The sequence below is a fragment of the Flavobacterium sp. NKUCC04_CG genome (assembly GCF_019345525.1).
GTDB lineage: Bacteria > Bacteroidota > Bacteroidia > Flavobacteriales > Flavobacteriaceae > Flavobacterium.
Window position 1 is genome coordinate 62675 of sequence record NZ_JAHKRA010000012.1, and the last position, 19758, is coordinate 82432.

Genomic DNA, 19758 nt, shown 5'->3' on the forward strand with positions numbered 1-19758 from the left:
TTTTTGAAAAAAATCACTATTGCAATTGATGGGTATTCATCAACAGGAAAAAGTACTTTAGCAAAACAATTGGCTAAAGAATTAGGGTATGTTTATATAGATACGGGAGCAATGTATCGCGCAGTGACTTTTTTTGCTATGCAAAAGGGACTGATAAAAGCGAATTATTTTAATCAGCAAGGACTGATAGATGCTCTGGATCAAATTCAATTAGAATTTCAATACAATCCCGTTCGTGGTTTTGCAGAAATTCATTTAAACCAAAAAAATGTTGAGGAAGCTATTAGAACTTTAGAGGTTTCTAGTTTTGTAAGTCAGATTGCGCAAGTTTCAGAAGTACGTAAAAAACTAGTTGAGCAACAACAGAGTTTTGGTCGTAGTAAAGGCGTAGTCATGGACGGTAGAGATATTGGTACAGTGGTATTTCCAGATGCAGAGCTTAAGATTTTTATGACAGCATCTCCAGAAATACGCGCAAAAAGACGTTTCGAAGAACTCTTGGAAAAGGGTCAGAAAGTTCGTTTTGAGGATGTTTATAACAATGTGGTGGAACGCGATAGAATTGATACCACTAGAGAAGATTCTCCGTTGGTAAAAGCCTTTGATGCCGTGGAATTTGATAACACTAATGTAGATAAAGAAGCACAATTTTTACAAATAGCCGCTTTAGCTCAAGAAGTTTTAGACCAACAATAAACAGAACAAAACCGCTAATTGTTTTGTGAGAAACCGATAAATTGGTACTTTTGTCGGATTACAACAAAAAAAATATGGTCCTGTTTGCGTTATGCTAACGCGGACAGTAAAATTTATAGCCCTTATACATGATGTCTTCTAAGATAAAACTGACTATCATGAACTTTATGCAATTTTTTGTATGGGGAGCATGGTTGATTACAATTGCCAATTATTGGTTTGGAACAAAACACTGGGATGGCACTCAGTTTGGATTAATCTTTGGTACCATGGGAATCGCTTCGGTTTTTATGCCTACGCTTTCTGGGATTATTGCTGATCGCTGGGTAAATGCCGAAAAATTGTATGGAGTTTTACACCTACTTTATGCTGCCACTCTTTTTTACCTTCCGCAGATTGATGATCCCACTATGTTTTTTAATGTTATGCTGTTGGCGATGTGTTTTTATATGCCTACGATCTCATTAAATAATTCCATTTCTTATTCCGTTCTAAAATCGAGTAATTTGGATGTTGTTAAAGATTTTCCTCCTATTCGAGTTTGGGGTACAATCGGTTTTATAGCAGCCATGTGGGTTACGAATTTAACGGGAAATAAAGCCACTGAATACCAGTTTTATATAGCAGGTATTGGCGCAGTACTTTTGGGACTGTATGGCTTTACAATGCCTAAATGCCCACCTAAAAAGACAGTAGATAGCAATGCTTCGTTTTTTAAGCTAATGGGATTGGATGCTTTTAAGTTATTTGCTAACTATAAAATTACAATCTTTTTTGTTTTCTCCATGTTTTTGGGTGGAGCACTGCAGCTTACCAATGCTTATGGAGATGTTTTCTTAAGTGAATTTGAAAAATTCCCCAAATATGCAGATTCCTTTGTTGTAAAACACTCGACTATAGTGATGTCGATTTCGCAAATTTCAGAAACCTTGTTTATCTTGGCTATTCCGTTTTTCTTAAAGCGATTTGGTATCAAAAAAGTGATGTTGATTTCGATGTTTGCATGGGTATTGCGATTTGCTCTTTTTGCTTACGGAGACCCGGTTAATGGACTTTGGATGATTATCATGTCTTGTGTAGTATACGGTATGGCTTTTGACTTTTTTAATATATCGGGATCCCTTTTTGTAGAGACCTCTACAGATTCTAAAATGCGCTCATCTGCTCAAGGTTTATTTATGATGATGACCAACGGTTTTGGTGCCATATTAGGTAGTGTTACCTCGGGATGGATGATCGATAAGTTTTTTACAATACCTTTTAAAGATATCCAATCCTTGGCAACTTATTTAGAAACGGATACGGCAAATGCTACATTGAATTCGCTTTTAGCGAATAATAAAATTGTGGTTTCGGCTCAAGGTATGTTTAGTCAAGATTTAATGTTGCGTGATTGGCAATCAATCTGGTTGTCTTTTGCCTTGTATTCTTTGATAATTGCAGTGTTTTTTGCGCTTTTGTTTAAGCATAAACATGTGGTCGAAGAAGCAATACCAGAAATTAAACACTAAGGTTGTGCATCAGCCTATTTAGATAAAACTCTACAAAAACCCGCAAGTTCTAAATGGAATTTGCGGGTTTTTGTGTTAAAAGGTATTATTTTTTTGGCTCAAATCGGTTTTCAATTCCGTTGATTATTAAAGTAGCACCTTGCTTTGTTTCAATCCATTGCACACTGTCATTACTATAAAGAGAGGCGTTGGCCGTTTTGTCATTTTGTTTGAGTTTGATGTTTGGAGCATCCTTACGTTCCACTAATACATAGTTTTGTTCGTTTTCTAAGGTCGTAGTAATTTTAATTTGTTGTTGCTCGTTTTCATAGGTTTTGACTAGCGGACTAACCTGATATAACTTTTCGGTTTTCCCTGCTGTTTTAAAGATAATTTGATCGGCTTGTGCTTCCCATGAAATCGATTCATTTTTATATAATGCCCCTTTTGCCCAAGCTTCTTTTTGCGGTAAAATAAGTAGTTTTTCTGGTGTTTGTATTAGTACGTTTTGGTCTGTTTGATAGTAGGCACGGTATAAAACGCCCTTATTCGATTGGTAAACATAGGCAGCTTCACTTTCTAATTTAGCCATTAAAGCGCTGTTTGATTCAGTTGAAGAAAGGGAACTTGTGAGGTTTGTATTGTTTTTTTGTTGACACGCGTACATCAATAGCGTTAACGGAATCAGTAGGTAAAGAAATTTGTAATTCATGATAGAACCATTTGCATAGTTAAAATCAAAAATGACGCCAATCTCTGCTTTTTGAGATTTAATTGGTTTTTTTAGAAGGCTTTAGCTTAGTTAATTATCCAGTGAGTTATCATATAAATTATTAATCCTACCAGTCCACCAACGAGGGTACCGTTAATTCGAATAAATTGCAAGTCTTTGCCTACTTCAAGTTCGAGTTTTTCACTGAGTTCTTTTCCGTCCCAATTTCCTACTGTTTTTCGAATAAGGTTGCCCACCTCTTGGGTATTGTTTAAAATCATCTTGTACAGACTGTGTTGCACCCAAGTATTGATCTTAACCTTAGTGTTTTCGTCGTTTTTAAGTTGCGAAGTCAGTTGTTTGATGTTGTTGTGTATATAGGTTGACACGGGAGAATTGGGGTCGTTTAATTGATCTAATAACTCCTCTTTTAAGGTGTCGACTAACTCGGATAAATAACTACTGATTTTTTCTGGGGTTATAAATTGCTCGAGTATATCGTCGAACTTTTGTTTCCAGCTTTCTGAACTGTTGATCTCTTGAGTCAGGTCTAGCAATCGGGATGTGAGTTCTATACGGATTTTATGGTCTGGATTTTTTTCTATTTCATCAAAGAAAGCCAGTATACCGCTAATCAATTGATTGGTAACTGCTTTGCCGCCAATCAATCCGAGTATGGGTTTTTTCTCTGTAACTTTATGGTAAATTTCTTCGCGATTTTGCTCAACATAGTTTTTGGCTTCGGGTAAAATTAAGTCGATTAAGCGGTTGTGTTCATTGTTTTCTATGGCATAGATAAGGCCTTGTGATACCAAATTTTGGATGGGAATAGCACGTATGCCTTCGTGTGCTTTTATGGTCAAAAAATGGACTACAGTTGTGTCGTCTAGGTTTGTAATTATTTTCTGTAATATATGGTTGATTTCACGTTCTAAGATTTGTTGGTTTTTGGGGTTTTCCATCCAGGTTGATGCAAATAGTGCCAAATCTATTTTTTCGATATAAGGTCGGATGTTTTCAGAGGTTAAAAAGTTGTCGGTAACAAAATTACCCAGATTGTCTCCTATTGAATTTTTGCTGTTTTCAATCAAATTGGTATGCGGGATTCTGATTCCCATAGGATAGCGGAATAAAGCTGTAACTGCAAACCAATCGGCTAAGGCACCAACCATAGCTGCTTCGGAAAAGGCTTGTACATAATTCATCCAGGTTTGTGGTTGGTGTTTTAACAAAAAGACCATCAAAAAATAAATCAGCATCATGGCGATAAAGAGGCCTGTTGCAATACGTTTGTGTTTTCTGAGTTGTTTCTTCTTGTCAGTCATAAAGCTCCTTGTTTGTTATAAAGATAGCTTTTTTTTGCTTATAGGCCTATAGGTTGATGCGCCTATACGCCCATGAGCGTATCCGCGTATCCGCGTATGTGCGTATTTGCATAAAAAAAAGCACCTATAAAAGGTGCTTTTTTGAAAAAAAATTATTTAGATTGGTTGTCAATCCAATTTTTAGCATTGGTAAACGCTTCCATCCAAGGCGATACTTCATCTTGACGGGCATCTGGATAATTTGCCCAATGCCATTGAAACAACGAACGTTCGATATGCGGCATCATCACTAAATGGCGACCGCTTGTGTCACAAATCATTGCGGTGTTATAGTCCGATCCGTTTGGATTTGCAGGATAACTGTCGTAAGCGTATTTTGCAACGATGTCATAACGGTTTTCTGATTCTGGTAAATTGAATTTACCTTCGCCATGAGAAACCCAAACACCTAAAGTACTTCCGGCTAGGGAAGACAACATGATGGATTTGTTTTCTTGGATTTTAACCGATGTAAAAATACTTTCGTGTTTTTGCGATTGATTGTGCAGCATTTTTCCGTGAACGGAGTGTTCTGGATTAATGAGTTCCAATTCCATAAACAATTGGCAACCGTTACAGATACCAACGGATAAAGTATCTTCTCTCTTAAAGAAGTTTTTAAGTGCGGTATTGGCTTTTTCATTATATAGAAAAGCGCCAGCCCATCCTTTGGCAGAACCCAATACATCTGAATTTGAAAAACCTCCAACAGCACCAATAAATTGAATGTCTTCTAAGGTTTCTCTACCCGATATTAAATCTGTCATGTGAACATCTTTAACGTCAAATCCAGCCAAATACATGGCATTAGCCATCTCTCTTTCAGAATTACTTCCCTTTTCTCGAATAATAGCCGCTTTAGGTCTCACTTTAGTAGCGTCTAAAACCGGTTTTTTTCCAGTGAATTGTGCAGGGAAATTAAATTGTAATGGAGTATTTTTATAATTGTCAAAACGCGCTTGCGCCATTCCGTTTTTAGATTGTTTTTGATCTAAAAGGAATGAGGTTTTAAACCAAGTATCTCTTAATTCACTAACGTTAAATTCCCATTGTTCACTATAGTTTTTAAAAAGTACTGTTGTACCGTCATTTACCGTACCAATTTGGATTGCTTCGATACCTTGAGCTTTAAGAGCTTCTTCAAAGGCAAGGTCTTCTTGTGCTTGAATAACCAAAGCGATGTTTTCATTGAAAAGCGCTTTGATTGCATCGGTTTCACCCAACACTGTCAAGTCGTAGTCGGCAGCTAGATTCACATCGGCGAAACACATTTCCAAAAGCGTTGTGATTAATCCACCGCTTCCAATGTCATGACCTGCTGCAATATGTCCATTTTTAACTAAATCTTGAACGGCATTAAATGCCTTTTTAAAGTAGGCACTATCTTGAATAGTTGGAGCTTCTGTTCCAATCTTATTTAAGATCTGTGCAAAAGAGGAACCTCCCAATTTAAAACGGTCTTGAGATAGGTTGATATAATAGATAGAACCCGCATTTTTCTTTAAAACCGGCTCTACGATTTTTGTGATATTATCGCAGTTTCCAGCTGCTGAAATAATTACGGTACCCGGAGCGATAACTTGATCGTTAGGGTATTTTTGTTTCATCGAAAGGGAGTCCTTTCCAGTAGGAATGTTGATTCCCAGATCAATAGCAAACGCAGAACAAGCTTCGACAGCACTGTATAATCGAGCATCTTCACCCGGATTATTACAAGCCCACATCCAGTTTGCGGAAAGGGAAACACTGGCAAGTCCATCTTTTAACGGAGCCCATACCAAATTGGATAAAGCTTCTCCGATCGCATTTCTACTTCCTGCTTTTGGATCGATTAAGGCAACTATAGGAGCGTGGCCTACAGTTGTTGCAATTCCCTCTTTTCCTTTGTAATCTAGAGCCATAGCTCCTAAATTGTTTAAAGGTAATTGTAACGGACCGGTACACTGTTGTTTAGCTACACGACCGCCAACACAACGGTCAACTTTATTGGTTAACCAATCTTTACAAGCAACAGCTTCTAATTGTAAAAGGTCGTTTAAATATTGTGGTACTAGAGAAGTAGAGTAGTCTAGTTCTTGGTAAACCCTTTGGATGGTTTGGTCTGCCATGATGGTTTTTGGAGAACTTCCAAACATGTCTTCCAGAGCAAAGTCCATTGGTTTAGCACCGGTTTTTTTAGATTCAAAGGTAAAGCGATGGTTGTTGGTTACTTCACCGACTTCATACATAGGAGCGCGTTCGCGTTCTGCTACACGTTTCAATATAGCGATGTCTTCAGGTGCAATAACTAAGCCCATACGCTCTTGAGATTCATTTCCGATAATTTCTTTAGCGGATAAGGTTGGGTCCCCAACAGGTAATTTATCTAAATCGATCAATCCTCCGGTATCTTCAACCAATTCAGAAAGACAGTTTAAATGTCCGCCTGCACCATGATCGTGAATGGATACTATAGGATTGATGTCACTTTCAACCATAGCTCTTACGGCATTGGCTGCGCGTTTTTGCATTTCTGGATTGGAACGTTGAATGGCATTCAACTCAATCCCCGATCCAAAAGCTCCCGTGTCTGCAGAAGATACTGCAGCGCCACCCATTCCAATTCTATAGTTTTCACCTCCTAAAATAACAATTTTATCGCCTTCTTTAGGGTGGTGTTTTTGTGCTTGTTCCAATTTTCCATAACCGATCCCACCGGCTTGCATGATTACTTTGTCGTAACCCAATTTACGTGATTCCTCTTCGTGTTCGAAGGTTAATACGGAACCCGTGATTAGGGGTTGCCCAAATTTATTTCCAAAATCAGAAGCTCCGTTAGAAGCTTTGATTAAAATATCAATAGGTGTTTGGTAGAGCCAAGGGCGTTCTGTCATGCCTTCTTCCCACTGACGATCTGCAGTCAATCGCGAATACGCAGTCATATATACTGCAGTACCCGCTAGGGGAAGGGAGCCTTGTCCGCCCGCTAAGCGATCGCGGATTTCTCCTCCTGAACCCGTTGCAGCACCATTAAACGGTTCCACTGTGGTTGGGAAATTATGTGTTTCTGCTTTTAATGAAATCACAGAATCAAACTCTTTTTCTTCGTAAAAGTCGGGTTTATCTGCCGACTTTGGAGCAAACTGGGTTACTCTCGGGCCTTTTACAAAAGCCACATTGTCTTTATAAGCCGAAACAATTTCGTTAGGATGCGTTTCGGAAGTTTTACGTATTAATTTAAATAATGAAGTTGGTTTTTCCTCTCCGTCGATAACAAAGGTTCCGTTGAAAATTTTATGACGACAGTGTTCGGAATTCGCTTGAGAAAAACCAAAAACCTCAGAATCGGTAAGTTTACGACCGATTTTTAAAGCTAGATTTTCTAAATAAACGACTTCTTCGTCGTTTAATGCCAAACCTTCTTGTTTGTTGTAGGCTGCAATATCCTCAATTTCTAAGATTGCTTCAGGTTGCAAGTCAATGGAAAAAATCGACTGATTCAGTTCTGTAAATACTTGCGAAAGCATCGGGTCAAAGGTTACAGAACCTTCTTTTTTTTCAAATTCTTCAATTCTAAGAATTCCTTGAATGCCCATGTTTTGAGTAATTTCAACGGCATTGGTACTCCAAGGTGTAATCATGGTGGCGCGTGGACCAACAAACTCAGCAATAAGTGTAGTTTCCTTTAAAACTTGAGCTTGGCCAAATAACCAATTGAGCTTAGTAATATCCTCAGAGGTCAATTCGTTTTGTACCTGTACGGCAAAGAATTTTTTCGAAGGGTTTTCAAAGAAATGAATCATTTTTTTTGTAGGTGTTAGTTGTTGTTGTATAGTGCAAAAATAATTTAAAAAAAGTCAATTAAAAAATTATTCTTTAGGGGATGTGACATTCTGATAAGCACCTAAATCCGGACTGATATTTCGCGCTTTCCCACTGAGGTCAAAAGGTACTTTTTGAGCGGTTTCTAAGTTTCCTTTGCCTATAATATCGACCGATTGATCGGTTATCATCAGTTCGTTTTTAGAGATGTTATAAAAGTAAGGTCTGTATAAGTCGGTTCCCGTACTTAATAAAATTGCTGAAAAACGACTGGGATTATTAAAATCATAGGGGAAGTTCGTAGAACCGTTACCACTTGAAAAATATTTAATCAAGCTGTTTTTAAAGTGGATTTTAAAATTTTCAGGAGAACTTTTGGCACGCATCAACAAACTCTCCGTAGCACTACTGTATAGAATACAATTTTCAAATAAAGCTTTCACGATCTGAAATTCAGCAGATCCATCATAATCATCTATGGAAACAGCCGTATGATTGGGTTTATTCCAGTAATTGACAAAAGAGGAATGCAAGAACTCGTATTCGCCTCCAAACGTACAGGCCAAAGAAGCGCTTCCAGCATTACCTACTACCACATTAGTCCCATATATTTTTGCTGCTCTACCCAAAATTCCATTTTGACTAGCGTTGTATATTTGTACATTATGCAATTGCACGGTCTCCGTATTTTTATTAATCAACAAACCTACGGTTGGGTTTTTGATAATTGTATTTTCAAAAGTTCCCGTACTTCCTACGGTCAACCAAATCGCTCCCCATTGACCAGGGATATTGGCAAACTCGGGTTCCAAGCGATCGCCTTGAATCTGTATAGGCTTTTCAATAGTTCCACGCGCTAATACAGTTGCTTTATTGGCTACTAATAATCCAGAATTGCTGTGAAAGTGAATTTTTGCTCCTTCGTCTATTTGTAAGGTTTTAGTAGAAGGTACTGCTGCATATCCGTAGATAACATAGGGTTTGTCATTTTTCCAATGCAGGGTGTTTTCTTTGTTGTGATTGGCCTCACTTAGGTAGAAGCCGTAAATTTCTTCATCGTCAAAAGGTAGGGTTTCTGTTATACCTTCAGCGTTGCGTTGCGGATATAAAAAATGGGCATCCTTAACTAAAGTTACTAATTCAACCTGTTGTAATCCCGACCCATTGCCAAATTTGATTTGATCGGTATAGAGGTATTCCGAGGATTGATTTTTGAATTGGTTGTAATCTATAGTTGTTTCTATAAAGATAAACATACTGTCTTTGGCTAGGAGTTCCACGTTTTGGAATACTTTTCCCGCTTGACCATCGACCAGGAGTCTATAGTGCGATTTTTCTCCTTGAGCGAGTTGTAGCTGTGGAATTTTAATGTTTTTATTGGAGCGATTATATACCTTGAGCATATAAGTGCTCGATCCAATATTGGTAAAAACGGTATCGAGATAAACGGTATCCTTAGAAAAGCTTAATTGACCAGATTGATGTGGCTCAAAATCAAAATCTTTTCTACAGGAAACCAAGAGTATTATTAAAAGCGAAAGAAAGGAAAGAGAATAGAAACGCATATACTTCTTTTTTGGTAAAAATAGGCAAAAGTTTGCAATTATCGAGCTTTTAAAATTCGATTTTACGATATTTCATCCATAAAAACAGATACTTTTTATAGGTTGCAAAGGCTTGTAAATACGCGAGTATAAAGCCTTCTTTGGCATCGAGAAATCCTATTTGCACAAAATAACGGTAGACAAATTCATTAAGGGGACGAAGGGTAAAATGCAAGAAATTCGGACGTATGTTTCTACTGTACATCGCTTCGGATAAACGAAGGCTGTGTTGATCGAGTTTTTTATTGTACTGGTCAAAAGTGGTATAACTGTAATCTAAAGTGGTGTTTTTTAAAAAGGCAATACCCAAATCGGACTTAGCGTATTGAGGATGACGTTGTAAAAGCAAGCTTTTTCGTGAAGTATATCCGCCAAAACGCACAATTTTTCCCATAAAAAAAAGTCCTTTTTTACGGGTGTAAAATTCACCAAAACCGCGGGAGTCCGCCAAGATAGAAAACAATTCTTTATGCAGTTCAGGAGTAATTACTTCATTGTGGTTTAAAAATAAAATCCATTCATTAGAAGCTTGTTGCGTGGCCTTTAATTTGGTTTGCTCTTCTTGTTCGGGGGTACATTTTAGAACCCAGTCAACAGACGGTACGAGGTTTTCTTTAGAGTCTTCAGAATTAAAAGTATCTATGAGTATCACTTCATCGGCTATAGAAATACTTTTTTGAAACAAATCTGATTGTTTTTCTATAGTGTGGCGGGTGATAATGACCGTTATTTTTGACATTCAAATTATTTGTAAGACTTGGTTGTAATTAGTACAAATGTAATAATTTTGTTGGAATTAATTTTTAGAAATAATTAGATGAGCCACTTACCGATCTTGATGTATCACAACATATGCAAACAGGAAAAAAACAGTAATGATTTGACGATTTCAACAGAAAAGTTGGAGACTCAATTAAGGTTTTTAAAATTAAAAGGCTACCAAACCTATCATTTAAGTGAATTGGAACTGTTAGATAAATTAGCTGCTAAAGCTGTGGTTTTAACCTTTGATGATGTCACGGTAAATCAACTGAACTATGCCTTACCGTTATTGGAGAAATATCAGATGAAAGCCACTTTTTTTATCCCCTTTAAATACTTGGGCAAAGTAGATTCTTGGAATGCTGGAGGGGAAGAGTCTATAATGAGCTTAGAACAAATTCAGGGATTGCCCGCGAATATCGAATTGGGATTTCACTCCTACGAGCACCGCCGTTTTGCAGACCTGTCGGAAGCCGAAATTAAAGTTGATTTTGAGCGTTGTATGGAAGTTGTCAAAAATAATCAATTAGCCGTGTATCCGGCGATTGCTTATCCTTATGGGAATTTTCCTAAGAAGGAGCCCAAACGCTCGGTCTTTTTTAAGCTGATGCATCAAAATGGAATGAAAATGGGTTTTAGAATCGGAAATAAAATTAATAGCTTTCCATTTAAAGAGTCTTATGAAATTAATCGATTGGATGTAAAAGGGGGGGAATCGCTTTTTAAATTTAAATTAAAACTGCGTTTTGGAAAGTTATTTTAAACCGCGTTCCAATAACATGGCTTTGGCATAACGGGCAAAAACACCATATGCATCAGTTGCTGAACCAGCAAAACCAGCTACGCCATCCATAAAACCGCGTTTAAGTATATAGGTAGAGAAAAACCGATAAAAAGGTTTAAAGGCCAAGTGAAAATAGGTGATTTTCTTTTTCTTCTTATAAAACTCACCTGCTTGAAACCAAGCATAGGATTCTTTTTTACTTAAAAAGTGAAAAATGCCCTTGTAGGTGTAGTGCAACACATAGTTGTTTAAAATACCAATCTTACCTTCTGGTATATGGAGTTTCTCATGCACATCTCCCGTAAAATAAATACCATTATTACGCACTAAACGCGTAACACGATCAGCCTTGTGGTAGAGAAAACGATTGAGGAAAAAGTGTGGGAAACGCAATTTATACCCTCCGTAGTTGGATTGATTTATTTTTGACAGTATTTCTGCCTGTAAGGCTAATGTAATGCGTTCATCGGCATCTAAAAACAAAATCCAATCGCCTTTAGCCAAAGGAATCGCGTGGTTTTTTTGAGCTGAAAAATTATCGAATTTTCGTTCTACTACTTTACATCCCAAAGCAACGGCTAAGGCAGCCGTGCCATCTGTACTAAAAGAGTCAATCACGATAATTTCATCTGCGAAAGATACAGAATGCACAGCATCCTCCAAATAGGGATACTCATTATAGGTCGGAATGATGACACTTAATTTCATGCGCTGTAAAAAAAGCAAAAATACCCAAAATAACATAACATATTCAGAAAGCTGTGAGAATTTTTTTTTCGCGTTTTCGATTTTTTTATTTGTTTTTAAGTAACTTGAGATGAGATTTTTTGGATTAGGGAACTTGTAATGGCGGTTTCAAAGGAGCTAGAAAGTAGTTGCCGCTATTTTAACTGAAATCCATTTTTTTATATCAGGGTATAAATGGGAGTGTACACTGAGAAAATAGATTATATTTGCTCTTGTATGCAAAGAAACGTCTCTATAATAATCAGTGATTACCTGTCAACGGCTTGCCTTCAAAAAGTTTTTTTGGGCTATTGTACGCAAACTTACCGCAACTTTGAGTTAATTGTTGTGGTGCCGAGCCGCGATGAAAGTAAAGTAAGTCAATTATTGGCTGCTATGGAAAAACAAGTTTTTTTTCCTGTTCATATCTTGATTTCCGAAAAGCAACTAGCGATGAAGGAAATAATCGAAAATGTGACAACAGATTTTTTGATTATTTCTGAAGGAAATTGTATCCCAAGACAAGATTTTATTGCACAACATTTTCAAAACAGAGAGGAAGGCTACTGGTTGCAGGGGAGTGTGGATAAAGTTTCTCAGGCTGTATTTAATCGGATTGATGAACAAAGTATATACACAGGTGTCGCCTTTCAAAATAAGTGGCTAAAAAAACAAGGTGGTAGCCTGTCTTTTTTTAATGGACCGCTTTATCAATGGGGATGGAAAGCCGCTCTTTATACTGCTTTTTCCTTTTCCGACCCCAAGCTTAATCTCAAAAATGCTTCGTTTTGGAAATCGGATTTACGCTTTTTAGAAGCGGAAAATCAATTCGAATTGCAAAGACATCTCAATAGCCTTAAAAAGTTAAAGGTTAAAAGAATGGCTTATCGTACTACTGTTTTAACACTAGAGGATTCGGTTTAGTCGAATCGATCATATATATAATAAATTATTGGTAGTGGTTGTTGTTATAAGAGTCAGCTTGTTATGGATTGATGTTCTTATTACAATTTAATACAGGAATAATTTCTCCTTTACACCCTTTTATAAAGGGTGCTTTTTTTTGGATTAAAAGCCTACATTTTCTATTTCAATAGCTATAATAAATAGAGAATTCGATTAAAATTAATTATGGGGGATTTCTCTTTTTTAACCGATTTTTATAAGGTGAATGGACTATTTATTCCGTTTAAAAATAGTTGTATTCTGTATCATTTTCACTAATTCAACATGCTTTTTATAAAAAAACTTAATTTGGGAATAGTTATTTTTTAATTAGGTGTTTTATTAGGGATTTACTAATAATTTTTATTAAAATAGTGATTTATTGAGTTTTTAAAGCTTTTTTAAAAATTAAATTGTTTAGTTTATAGATTATTAGTAAATCTTAATTTGATTTATTAATGAACAATTTGGTGGTAAAAGCTGTTATTTTGTGCCAAATTATTAGGTCAACAAATTGTTGTTTATCTGGGAGTATCAGGTTGTTTATTGTTGTTATTTTTAGATTTTTAAATTGTAAAAATAATGCAGAATTTTATTACAGAAAGACAAAAGGTTTTTCATTTTTTGGTTCTTTTCATACTCTCGTTGTGTTTCTCCACAGAGATTGAGGCGCAAGAGGCGCAAGCTAAAAGAACTACAAGTATAGTTTATCGATTAGCTACTCGATCCAGTGCTTTTATACCTTTAAATGACGGTGTAGTCGTAAATTCACTGGCGACGGACGAGGCGGTGAGTGCTGCCTTACCTATAGGTTTTACTTTTACTATAGGTTGTGCGAATTTTACTTCATTTTATGCGAGTTCCAACGGTACCATTTCTTTTAATAATGCCGTACTGTCTAATATTCCTGCTATACACCATGACACACCTATATTGGCACCTTTATGGACCGATTTAAGTGGGGTTGATGGTGTATTTTCTTATAGTACAACTGGTGTAGCACCGAATCGTGTTTTAACGGCAGAGTGGAAAAATTGGGGATGGAATAGTCAAACACGGAATGTCATCAGTTTTCAAGTTAAAATATACGAGCGGACCAATGTGGTAGAATACCTATATGATAGGGAGTTAAATCCAATTGGTGGAGGACCGGCTTATAATGCGGCAATTGGTTTGTACAATAACGACGGTGCGGAGATGATTGCGCAATTGTGGCTTTCTTCTGATGCTGTCGCAAATCCAACTACTTCGACTACATTAAGTAGGCCTGTTGCTTCCAAGCCGCAGAGTGGGCAATTGTATCGATTCACTGCTGTTGGTGAGTGTCCGTATTATGGACAGACGCTAATGAACCCAACTGGAGGAAGAACTGAAACTGGACTGCGAATTAGTTTGTCCGGGACGGGAACCATGCAGATTTTTAGAAGAAACACGGGGCAGATTTATCCTACAAATAAAGATATTATCTACGGTACCACGAATCCAACTTTACCACCAGGAACAGTAAATGGATTTGTACTTACTGTTGGAAATACTGCCTTTATCGGTGGGAGTGTGTTTCCTGCAACAGGATCGGTACAGAGACCCAAATTGGAGATGATTAGTAGTACTCCACAACACCTTATTGAATCGCCTCAGGGGTCTGGGAATTTTATAAACATCATTAAATTGTATGCGAGAAAAGGGAGTTTGACTTATTATTTAGACGTTAAATATACCTACCGGAATCCTGACAATAGCTTCTTAATTGATTATACCGTCACCATACCTGCTGGTAATACAGAGCCAGTGAATTTTGCACATGGTTTTGATACCTATTTGGAAAGAGGGGATACAGGGCCTGGATTTGTATTGGGAACAGCTCCTGATTTTGTGATGGGAGTTAAGAAATTGCCTTCCTACGAAGCTTTCCATTTTAAAGGAGGTGTACCATGGTCAGGATATTTTTCTGGATTTTTCCATATAATGAATAACAGATTAGGCGCCGCAGTACCTCCTTATATGGTTTTTGATAATTACATAGATACCCATGTGGATACGGATAATGCTATTGCTATTTCTATAGCTTTTGGCTCTACACCAGGAGCTTATGTTAGTAGTAACGCTATTGTTTTTTCCTGTGAAGCAGGAGACAATGCACCGTCCTTAACGGGAACTTTGGTCAAGCCTTGTAAAGGAGCAGCTTTTAATTTAAATGATTATTTGGTTAATTTACCTCCTTTTGGTGTTAAGGCGGTTTGGGAGCGAAATGGCGTTGAAGTCGCAGATCCGACTAATGTTACGATTGAAGGAACTTATACCGTATATTTCTATTCGTCTCTTTATGATTGTGAGTCGCCTAAAGCCACCTTAGAAGTACAGTATGATCCAACTTGTGAAATATGTTATAAACCTGCCGTTACCACAGGATCATCAGAACCGGCACTTACCATTATTTCCACTTTAGACAGACATGCTGTGCCTCGCGATTTATCTGATTACAGAACGGGAAATCTAATATTAGAATCCAAAACACAGGGATTAGTACTTACTAGAATGGCTTCACCAGAAACGACTATTACTGATCCTGTTGAGGGAATGCTAGTCTATGATACCGTAAACAATGTGATAAAATTGTACAACGGTACTATTTGGAAAGAATTAGTACAGAGTTGTCCAAATGATTAAATTTTAAAATCTACATAAGATTTTTAAAAATAAAATTGATAGTAAACCATTAAGTGAAAGAATAATGATGAAAAAAATTCTAATTGTAATCGGCATTTTGTTTATAGGTCTGGCTGTAAATGCGCAGTCCAGTATAGGGAAAAAGGAGTCTCCAGATGGATCAGGTATATTGGATTTTGAAGCGGATGGAAAGTCGGGTATTGTTTTGCCTTGGGTAACTACTTTACCAACAGAATCTGCCTTGACCGGAGGCGTAATGATATTTGATGCGAACTTGAGAAAAGTACTCTATTACGACAATACCAATTGGGTTGATCTGTCCAAAAGAGTTGGTCAAGTCGATTTGACTATACAAGAATTAGTGCCAGAATCTATAAAAAGGGGAACCGTTATCGGTGCTCTTATGAGTAGCGTGGCAGGTGTGCTCGTATTGGAATCTTCGGACAAAGCTTTAATTCTTCCAAAAGTAGTTTCACCGCATCTTAATATTGTGAACCCCATGCCGGGAACTATCTGTTATGATAAGGTAAAGAAGTTGGTTTGTATCTACAACGGAAACGAATGGACGTTCTGGAAATAACCGATACGGATAGTAAAAATTAAAAAAATGTACTGCAAATAAAAACGGCTAATACGATGTAATTAGCCGTTTTTAAAATTATTTATTTAGGGTTAATTGATTGTCTCTAACCCGTTTGTTAAAAGATTGGATATAAGCTTTGATAAAGGTTTCCATCTCCTGGAGCAGTTGCGGTTGCGATTTCATCAAGTTGTTTTGTAATAAAGGGTCCTTTTTCCAATTAAATAAACCCAGACTTTTCTTTCCGTCAAAAGCCAAATAATAATCGCCCTTTTCGTAATTGTAAACATTATCTAGGTAATTGACTACAAAGTCTTTTTCCGAACGATACGATTTTCCATAAGTAATCAGTTTGGTGTTTAATTGTAAATAATCCATCAAACTGGGTAAGATATCAATTTGCTGAAAGTTCTTTTCCGATACACCTACCATACTATCATCTCCCGGTACATAAAACATAATTGGAATTCGAAATTTACCAATATTGTTTTTGTATTGAGGTTCTTCACCAAAGGAAGAGGTATGATCGGATGTGATTACAAAAATAGTTTCGTTGTACCACGGCATGGTAGCGGCAGTCTTGAAAAACTGTTTTAAAGCATAATCCGTATAAGCAACTGATTCGTGTATAGGAGTAGTTCCCTTTGGAAACTTGCCTTTATATTTTTCGGGTATGGTATAGGGTGAATGGGACGATATAGTAAATAAAGTTGTAAAAAAAGGTGCTTTAAATTGATTGAGTTCTTTGGCGAAAAACTGTAAAAAGTCTTCGTCAAAAACACCCCATTTCCCATCAAAAGATTCCGGTCCTACGTATTCGTCCTTACCGTAATATTTTTCAAATCCTGCTACTGTTGCATATTGGTCAAATTTTTGGCTACCGTTAAATGCACCGTGGAAAAAAGAAGTTTGATATCCGTGGTCCTTTAGAATTGCAGGTAAGGCATAAACCTTGTTTAGTGAATAGCTCGATGAAATATAACTGTTGTTCATCAGGTTTGGAATACTTGAAATTGTGGATGGAACAGCGTCGATAGACAGCTTTCCATTGGCAAAGGCATTTTCGAAAAAATAACTCTTTTGAATCAAAGAGTCTAGAAAGGGGGTTTGTCCACGTTGTATGTTTTCGCGTCCATAGCTCTCTAAAATCAATAATACTACGTTTTTCTTGTTGGTGGTTTCGTACTGAAATTCCTGTACCGGATCGAATATAGCACGACTCTCTTCCTCAGAGAAGAATTGAACATTTTCTAAGGTTTCTTTTTTTCCAATGGTTTTAAATACGGTAAAAGGCGTGTTTAATATAAGGGCAGTATTTCCAATCTGACTATATTTAGAAGCATCGACTATACTCAAGGGTTTTTGTTGAAATCCACCACGACCACATAAAAATAAAACTCCGACAGTCAACAAGCAAATTCCCATTGCGCCCCATGTAAATTGAGAAGTTACTTTACGGTAATTGATTTGGCGTAACGAAAGCCCAATTAATAAAGCAAAAACAACCATCAACATGGGAACCTGCCAATATTCGACTACAAAGGACTGTAGCAAACCCCATATTTCATTTTCCATACCACTGGCGGTAATCATGGCAAATGAACTGCGTCGTCCGATAAATTTAAAATATTCGAAGTCAACGAAGTTTAAACAAATTACAAAGGTATTGACCGCGTAAAAACTGTATAATAGAAAATTTTGATAACGCTTGTTTTGCTGAAATTTCCCGGGTATTAAATGCAAAAAGGCAAACAACAGATTGACGTATCCAATAACGGCTAAATCAAAACGCATACCCCCTAAAAACACTTTGAAATTCAGTAAATCTGTAAAAAATGAATAGTTGTATATATAAAAAGCAAAGCGACTAAGTTGGTAGAAAAACAAAAGGACCAACAAACGTTTTACAAATAATTTCAAACTATATAGAGAAGTTGCATTCATAAGCAAAGTGACATATAAAATAGAACAGCACTGCGGTAGTGCTGTTCTGTAGGATTATAAAATATTAAACGGCAACGTTATATTCGCGTAAGGCATCGTTTAAGGAAGTCTTTAAATCTGTAGAAGCTTTACGAGTTCCGATGATTAAGGCACAAGGCACTTGATATGCTCCAGCAGGAAATTGTTTGGTATACGAACCCGGTATCACTACGGCACGTTCAGGTATATATCCTTTGGTTTCTATGGGCTCGCTACCCGTAACATCAATAATTTTGGTAGAAGCAGTCAGTACTACATTGGCTCCTAAAACAGCTTCTTTACCTACGCGAACACCTTCAACTACTATACATCGAGAACCTATAAAAGCATGGTCTTCAATAATAACCGGAGCTGCTTGCAACGGTTCTAATACACCACCGATTCCAACACCGCCACTTAAGTGTACGTTTTTACCGATTTGTGCACAACTACCTACTGTAGCCCAAGTATCAACCATGGTTCCTTCATCTACATAAGCACCAATGTTAACATAAGAGGGCATTAAAATAACTCCGGATGCGATATAGGCACCATGACGGGCTACCGCATTAGGCACTACGCGGATTCCCTTTGAGGCATAATCGCGTTTTAACGGCATTTTATCGTGATATTCAAAAATCCCTGCCTCCCAAGTTTCCATTTTTTGAATTGGAAAATAGAGCACTACTGCTTTTTTAACCCATTCATTGATTTGCCAATCGTTTCCAACAGGCTCTGCGACGCGCAAAGTTCCCGCATCAACCAAATCAATGACCTGTCTAATGGCATTTTGAGTAGCTTCTTCTTGAAGTAATTGTCTGTTATTCCAAGCATTCTCTATGATATTCCTTAAGTTTTCCATCTAAATATGTTTTTGCAAATATAAGAATTATAGCTGCATGGTGACTTTTTTTTAAGCGATGTATTCTTGGTTGTTTTATAAGTTTTATTACTGTTTTAGACATACAGCTAGGAGCCGAAATTTTAATACAATTATTTTTATACCGAAAGGTATTTTTTTTATATTTGTTTTTATAATTTAGTGAAGATGACGAAAGCTGAAAAGACGAAACGGTTTATAGTTGAAAAGACGGCATTATTGTTTAATGTCAAAGGATATGCGGGTACTTCTTTATCTGACATGACTTCAGCAACGGGCTTAACCAAAGGAAGTATATATGGCAACTTTTCCAATAAAGAATCGGTAGCCTTAGCGGCATTTGATTTTAGTGTTCAACGCGTATTTGATGGCTTAAAAAAAACGCAGCGCATGGAGGCGTCGGCTTTTGAGAATTTGTCGGCTTTGTTTAATTTTCATAAAGAAAATTGGCAAGATATTGCTTTAAATGGCGGATGTCCGCTGCTCAATGCCGCAGTGGAAGCCGACGATAATTTACCCTTTATGAAAGCCGCAGTACAACACAGTTTTATTTTATGGAGCAAGAGAATCGTGTATTTGATCGAAAAGGGGGTCAAGGAGAAAGAATTTAAAGCCACCGTCAATTCAGAAGAATTGGCCAATACATTTATTATGTTAATTCAGGGCGGGGTCTTGTTAAGTAAAATGAGTAGCGATTCCAAACATATAGTTACGGCAGTTCAACGCATACATCTAATTATAAAGGAAGAATTATTGTAGTAAAAAAATTTGAACAAAAATATACC

General features: G+C 37.0%; 15 protein-coding genes. 7 read left to right on the top strand and 8 right to left on the bottom strand.

From position 1 onward, the window contains the following. Nucleotides 1–3: 3 nt before the first annotated feature. Together cmk and KO524_RS10720 are read left to right on the top strand one after the other, a co-directional pair. A complete protein-coding gene (gene cmk, locus KO524_RS10715) occupies nt 4–696 on the top strand; it encodes a (d)CMP kinase (RefSeq protein ID WP_219293860.1) in 693 nt (230 codons plus the stop codon). Nucleotides 697–827: 131 nt separating this feature from the next. Beyond that, nucleotides 828–2207 carry a nucleoside permease gene (locus tag KO524_RS10720; RefSeq protein WP_219293956.1) on the top strand — a complete coding sequence of 460 codons (1380 nt, stop codon included), beginning with the start codon at nt 828–830 and terminating at the stop codon, nt 2205–2207. Nucleotides 2208–2292: 85 nt separating this feature from the next. Here the strand turns inward: KO524_RS10720 and KO524_RS10725 are convergent, their stop codons facing one another. From KO524_RS10725 to KO524_RS10745, 5 genes are all read right to left on the bottom strand, one after another. After that, a complete protein-coding gene (locus KO524_RS10725) occupies nt 2293–2778 on the bottom strand; it encodes a hypothetical protein (protein WP_219293862.1) in 486 nt (161 codons plus the stop codon). A gap of 206 nt (nt 2779–2984) precedes the next feature. After that, nucleotides 2985–4223, bottom strand: coding sequence for a DUF445 domain-containing protein (locus tag KO524_RS10730; RefSeq protein ID WP_219293864.1), 1239 nt, complete (start codon nt 4221–4223; stop codon nt 2985–2987). Between the two features lie 152 nt (nt 4224–4375). Next, entirely contained in the window at nt 4376–8044 is a 3669-nt protein-coding gene (purL, locus tag KO524_RS10735; RefSeq protein WP_219293866.1) for a phosphoribosylformylglycinamidine synthase, read from the bottom strand. A gap of 66 nt (nt 8045–8110) precedes the next feature. Continuing rightward, nucleotides 8111–9628 carry a hypothetical protein gene (locus tag KO524_RS10740; RefSeq protein ID WP_219293868.1) on the bottom strand — a complete coding sequence of 506 codons (1518 nt, stop codon included), beginning with the start codon at nt 9626–9628 and terminating at the stop codon, nt 8111–8113. A 49-nt stretch (nt 9629–9677) separates the two neighbouring features. Continuing rightward, the gene (locus tag KO524_RS10745; protein WP_219293870.1) at nt 9678–10406 is read right to left on the bottom strand and encodes a hypothetical protein; all 729 of its coding nucleotides are present in this window, start codon (nt 10404–10406) and stop codon (nt 9678–9680) included. Nucleotides 10407–10484: 78 nt separating this feature from the next. Between KO524_RS10745 and KO524_RS10750 the strand changes: the two genes are divergently transcribed. Continuing rightward, a complete protein-coding gene (locus tag KO524_RS10750; RefSeq protein WP_219293872.1) occupies nt 10485–11192 on the top strand; it encodes a polysaccharide deacetylase family protein in 708 nt (235 codons plus the stop codon). Here KO524_RS10750 and KO524_RS10755 read toward each other — a convergent pair. Continuing rightward, a complete protein-coding gene (locus KO524_RS10755) occupies nt 11184–11921 on the bottom strand; it encodes a glycosyltransferase family 2 protein (protein ID WP_219293874.1) in 738 nt (245 codons plus the stop codon). The genes KO524_RS10750 and KO524_RS10755 overlap by 9 nt on opposite strands. Nucleotides 11922–12176: 255 nt before the next feature. Between KO524_RS10755 and KO524_RS10760 the strand changes: the two genes are divergently transcribed. The 3 genes from KO524_RS10760 to KO524_RS10770 all read left to right on the top strand — a co-directional run bounded on the left by KO524_RS10760 (nt 12177) and on the right by KO524_RS10770 (nt 16131). Further along, on the top strand, nt 12177–12863 hold the full coding sequence (locus KO524_RS10760) for a hypothetical protein (protein ID WP_219293876.1): 687 nt from the start codon (nt 12177–12179) through the stop codon (nt 12861–12863). 603 nt (nt 12864–13466) lie between these two features. Further along, nucleotides 13467–15551, top strand: a complete 2085-nt coding sequence (locus KO524_RS10765; RefSeq protein ID WP_219293878.1) for a hypothetical protein — start codon at nt 13467–13469, stop codon at nt 15549–15551. 64 nt (nt 15552–15615) lie between these two features. Next, nucleotides 15616–16131, top strand: coding sequence for a hypothetical protein (locus KO524_RS10770; RefSeq protein ID WP_219293888.1), 516 nt, complete (start codon nt 15616–15618; stop codon nt 16129–16131). A gap of 78 nt (nt 16132–16209) precedes the next feature. Here KO524_RS10770 and KO524_RS10775 read toward each other — a convergent pair whose 3' ends face one another. After that, on the bottom strand, nt 16210–18075 hold the full coding sequence (locus KO524_RS10775) for an LTA synthase family protein (RefSeq protein ID WP_219293898.1): 1866 nt from the start codon (nt 18073–18075) through the stop codon (nt 16210–16212). A 64-nt stretch (nt 18076–18139) separates the two neighbouring features. Continuing rightward, the gene (locus KO524_RS10780; RefSeq protein ID WP_219293900.1) at nt 18140–18955 is read right to left on the bottom strand and encodes a 2,3,4,5-tetrahydropyridine-2,6-dicarboxylate N-succinyltransferase; all 816 of its coding nucleotides are present in this window, start codon (nt 18953–18955) and stop codon (nt 18140–18142) included. Between the two features lie 186 nt (nt 18956–19141). On the opposite strand from KO524_RS10780, the gene KO524_RS10785 reads away from it, so the two are divergent. Further along, a complete protein-coding gene (locus tag KO524_RS10785) occupies nt 19142–19732 on the top strand; it encodes a TetR/AcrR family transcriptional regulator (protein WP_219293902.1) in 591 nt (196 codons plus the stop codon). The last annotated feature ends 26 nt before the right edge of the window (nt 19733–19758 follow it).